3 protein-coding genes and 1 pseudogene are annotated in these 4,384 nt (G+C 56.6%); 3 read left to right on the forward strand and 1 reads right to left on the reverse strand.

All coding sequences use genetic code 11. The features are described 5' to 3' along the window. The 3 genes and pseudogenes from glnA to glnG all read left to right on the forward strand — a co-directional run. Window positions 1-260: pseudogene (glnA, locus tag ACI2JR_RS28040) on the forward strand (glutamine synthetase); the annotation flags it as partial. A gap of 187 nt (window positions 261-447) precedes the next feature. Beyond that, window positions 448-1,497: a nitrogen regulation protein NR(II) gene (gene glnL, locus ACI2JR_RS28045; protein ID WP_132731777.1), complete on the forward strand. Its 1,050-nt coding sequence runs from the start codon at window positions 448-450 to the stop codon at window positions 1,495-1,497. Window positions 1,498-1,505: 8 nt separating this feature from the next. After that, the gene (glnG, locus tag ACI2JR_RS28050; RefSeq protein WP_132731776.1) at window positions 1,506-2,915 is read left to right on the forward strand and encodes a nitrogen regulation protein NR(I); all 1,410 of its coding nucleotides are present in this window, start codon (window positions 1,506-1,508) and stop codon (window positions 2,913-2,915) included. Between the two features lie 43 nt (window positions 2,916-2,958). Here the strand turns inward: glnG and hemN are convergent, their stop codons facing one another. Continuing rightward, on the reverse strand, window positions 2,959-4,332 hold the full coding sequence (hemN, locus tag ACI2JR_RS28055; RefSeq protein WP_132731775.1) for an oxygen-independent coproporphyrinogen III oxidase: 1,374 nt from the start codon (window positions 4,330-4,332) through the stop codon (window positions 2,959-2,961). Window positions 4,333-4,384: the final 52 nt, after the last annotated feature.

Genomic DNA, 4,384 nt, shown 5'->3' on the forward strand with positions numbered 1-4,384 from the left:
AGAACAAAATCCATCCGGGCGAAGCGATGGACAAAAACCTGTACGATCTGCCGCCGGAAGAAGCGAAAGAGATCCCACAGGTTGCTGGTTCTCTGGAAGAAGCACTGAACGCGCTGGACGCGGACCGTGAGTTCCTGACAGCTGGCGGCGTGTTCACTAACGACGCTATCGATGCTTACATCGCTCTGCGTATGGAAGAAAATGACCGTATCCGTATGACTCCGCACCCGGTTGAGTTCGAGCTGTACTACAGCGTCTAATTTTGCTGTAAATCCAGGGTATTCCGTGTTGTGGCGTGGGGTATCCGGGATATTTTGTTGCCGTGGAAACTTTCAGCCCATCTCAGGATGGGCTTTTTTCTCCACCAACATGCTGATCTCATGCGCTTTTTATTCATAAAAAGCTATACTGCACTAAATTGGTGCACTCTTTTCAGGAGACTGTCAGATGGCAACAGGCACTCAGCCCGATGCTGGGCAGATCCTTAACTCTTTAATCAACAGTATCTTATTGGTCGATGACGAGCTGGCGGTGCATTACGCGAACCCGGCCGCACAGCAGCTGCTGGCGCAAAGTTCACGTAAACTCTTCGGTACGCCGCTCCCTGAGCTGTTGAGTTATTTTTCCCTGAATATCGGCCTGATGCAGGAAAGCCTGCTGGCGGGCCAGGGCTTTACCGATAACGAAGTGACGCTGGTGATCGACGGCCGCTCGCATATCCTGTCTCTGACGGCACAGCGCCTGCCGGAAGGCTATATCCTGCTGGAGATGGCCCCCATGGATAATCAGCGCCGATTGAGCCAGGAGCAGCTGCAGCACGCGCAGCAAATCGCCGCGCGGGACTTAGTCCGCGGGCTGGCTCATGAGATTAAAAATCCGTTAGGTGGACTGCGGGGCGCCGCGCAATTGTTGAGTAAAGCCTTGCCTGACCCGGCGCTCATGGAATACACCAACGTGATTATCGAACAGGCCGATCGCTTGAGAAATCTGGTCGACCGCCTGCTGGGGCCACAGCATCCCGGCATGCACGTCACTGAAAGCATTCATAAGGTCGCAGAACGGGTTGTGAAGCTGGTCTCCATGGAGCTGCCGGATAACGTCAAACTTATCCGTGATTATGACCCTAGCCTGCCGGAGCTTCCGCACGACCCTGACCAAATCGAACAGGTTTTGCTGAATATCGTACGCAATGCGCTGCAGGCGCTGGGACCAGAAGGCGGTGAGATTATCCTGCGCACCCGTACCGCCTTCCAGTTGACGCTGCACGGCGTCCGCTACCGTCTGACCGCGCGTATTGATGTCGAAGATAACGGTCCGGGCATTCCGTCCCAGTTACAGGATACGCTGTTCTATCCCATGGTAAGCGGTCGCGAAGGCGGTACCGGTCTGGGGCTCTCCATTGCCCGCAGTCTTATCGATCAGCACTCCGGCAAAATTGAATTTACCAGTTGGCCAGGGCATACCGAATTCTCGGTATACCTGCCTATTCGGAAGTAGAGGTGTTTATGCAACGAGGGATAGCCTGGATCGTTGATGACGATAGCTCCATCCGTTGGGTGCTTGAACGCGCGCTCACCGGGGCAGGCTTGAGTTGTGCAACGTTTGAAAGCGGCAGCGAAGTGCTTGATGCGCTCACCACCAAAACCCCGGATGTTTTGTTGTCTGATATCCGTATGCCGGGGATGGACGGTCTGGCGCTACTGAAACAAATTAAACAGCGTCACCCCATGCTTCCGGTCATCATAATGACCGCGCACTCGGATCTGGATGCTGCGGTTAGCGCCTACCAGCAGGGTGCCTTTGATTATCTGCCGAAGCCGTTTGATATTGATGAAGCGGTCGCTCTGGTTGATCGCGCTATCAGCCACTATCAGGAGCAGCAGCAGCCGCGCAATATTACGGTCACCAGCCCGACGGCCGACATTATTGGCGAAGCGCCAGCGATGCAGGACGTCTTTCGCATCATTGGCCGCCTGTCGCGCTCCTCCATCAGCGTCTTGATCAACGGCGAGTCCGGTACCGGTAAAGAGCTGGTCGCCCATGCTTTACATCGCCATAGCCCGCGGGTCAAAGCGCCGTTTATCGCGCTGAATATGGCGGCGATTCCAAAAGATCTGATCGAATCCGAACTGTTCGGCCACGAGAAAGGGGCCTTTACCGGCGCCAATACCGTGCGCCAGGGGCGTTTCGAGCAGGCCGACGGCGGGACGCTGTTTCTTGATGAAATTGGCGATATGCCGCTCGATGTGCAGACGCGCCTGCTGCGCGTGCTGGCCGATGGCCAGTTCTACCGCGTGGGCGGCTATGCGCCGGTGAAGGTGGACGTGCGGATTATTGCCGCGACCCACCAGAATCTTGAGCAGCGGGTGCAGGAGGGCAAGTTCCGCGAGGATCTGTTCCATCGCCTGAACGTCATTCGCGTTCATCTCCCGCCGCTGCGCGAACGCCGTGAGGATATTCCCCGCCTGGCGCGCCATTTCCTGCAGATTGCCGCCCGCGAGCTGGGAGTCGAAGCCAAACAGCTTCATCCGGAAACCGAAACCGCGTTAACCCGTTTAGCCTGGCCCGGTAACGTACGTCAGCTGGAAAACACCTGCCGCTGGCTGACGGTGATGGCCGCGGGTCAGGAAGTTCTGACTCAGGATCTTCCCAGCGAACTGTTTGAAACCTCGATTCCGGATAGTCCCACCCATATGCAGCCTGATAGCTGGGCAACCTTGTTAGGGCAATGGGCCGATCGCGCCCTGCGTTCCGGTCATCAAAACCTGCTCTCTGAGGCTCAGCCGGAAATGGAGCGGACGCTGCTGACCACCGCGCTGCGCCATACGCAAGGGCACAAGCAGGAGGCGGCACGCCTGCTGGGCTGGGGGCGTAATACGCTGACGCGCAAGCTAAAAGAGCTGGGTATGGAGTAACGGCTCTCTCCCCCGGCAGGCATCACGCCCGCCGGGGAAGCGCTTAAATGACCCGGGAGAACTGCTGCATCCGCGCTTTCTGGCGCAGGTAGGTATCAAAGCACATGCAGATATTGCGAATCAGCAGCCGACCTTTCGCCGTCACCTGAATTCCCTTTTCGTCCACATCCACCAGCCCATCTTTTGCCAACGGCGCCAGCAGCGCCAGATCTTCAGCAAAATAGGACGGGAAATCCACCTCCCATTGCGCTTCGACCGCGGCGAAATCGAGCGCAAACTGGCAAATCAGCGCTTTGATCACATCGCGACGAATGCAGTCATCACGGGTCAGCGTAATACCGCGCCACAGGGCGTTCCCGGTTTCATCAACCTGTTGATAATAGTGCTTCAGCTCTTTCTGGTTCTGCGCATAGCTGTCGCCAATCATGCTGATCGCCGACACCCCCATCCCCAGCAGGTCCGTATCGCCCTGGGTGGTGTAGCCCTGGAAGTTGCGATGCAGCACGCCCTCGCGCTGAGCGATAGCCAGCTCATCATCCGGGCGCGCAAAGTGATCCATACCAATAAACTGGTAGCCTGCGTCAGTGAGCGAGGCGATGGTCTCTTGCAGGATATCCAGCTTCTGTTGCGCCGAAGGCAGGTCGACATCTTTGATTTTACGTTGCGCAGCGAAGAGCGTCGGCAAATGCGCATAGTTAAATACGCTCAGGCGATCGGGATTGAGCTCGGCCACTTTTTGCAGCGTAAAAGCAAAACTTTCCGCCGTTTGTTTCGGCAGGCCGTAAATCAGGTCGATATTGGTGGAGGTAAAGCCAATCTCACGCGCATGGTTAAGCAACGCAAAGATAAACGCTTCATCCTGCTCACGGTTCACCAGGCGCTGCACCTCTTTATTGAAGTCCTGCACGCCCATACTCAGGCGATTGAAGCCGGCGGATCGCAAATGATCCAGCACATCCAGCTCAATTTCACGCGGGTCGACTTCGATCGAGATTTCGGCATCGGCGGTAAAATGGAAATGGCTGCGCAGCAAATGCATAAGACGGCTGATTTGCGCTTTGTTCAAATAGGTTGGCGTACCGCCGCCCCAGTGCAGCTGTTTGACCTGACGCGCGCTAAAAAGCGGCGCACGGTGGCTAATTTCCTGTTCCAGCACATCCAGATACTGGTCGGCTTTATGCTGCTGGCGGGTCACGATTTTATTGCAGCCGCAGAAATAGCAGAGCTTATGGCAAAACGGGATATGCACATACAGCGATAGCGGGCGCTGCGGATAGCGGGCCACCGCCTCATTGAACTCAGCGGCGCCGAATTCAGGGGAAAACTCCAGCGCGGTGGGGTACGAAGTATAACGCGGCCCGGAATAGTTATATTTCTGGATCAGGGCCAGATCCCAGTCGATTAACTGCACAGACATGCTCACTCCTTCCGATGGTGCCGCCGGCGGGTCCGCCGCCCCGGCCCATCCG

It is taken from the genome of Klebsiella sp. NPDC088457, assembly GCF_044900465.1.
Classification (GTDB): Bacteria; Pseudomonadota; Gammaproteobacteria; order Enterobacterales; family Enterobacteriaceae; genus Klebsiella.

Bases quoted from the DNA above. Each gene is read 5' to 3' on its own strand.
- glnL (WP_132731777.1), top strand. From the start codon at position 448: ATGGCAACAGGCACTCAGCCCGATGCTGGGCAGATCCTTAACTCTTTA.
- glnG (WP_132731776.1), top strand. From the start codon at position 1,506: ATGCAACGAGGGATAGCCTGGATCGTTGATGACGATAGCTCCATCCGT.
- hemN (WP_132731775.1), bottom strand. From the start codon at position 4,332: ATGTCTGTGCAGTTAATCGACTGGGATCTGGCCCTGATCCAGAAATAT.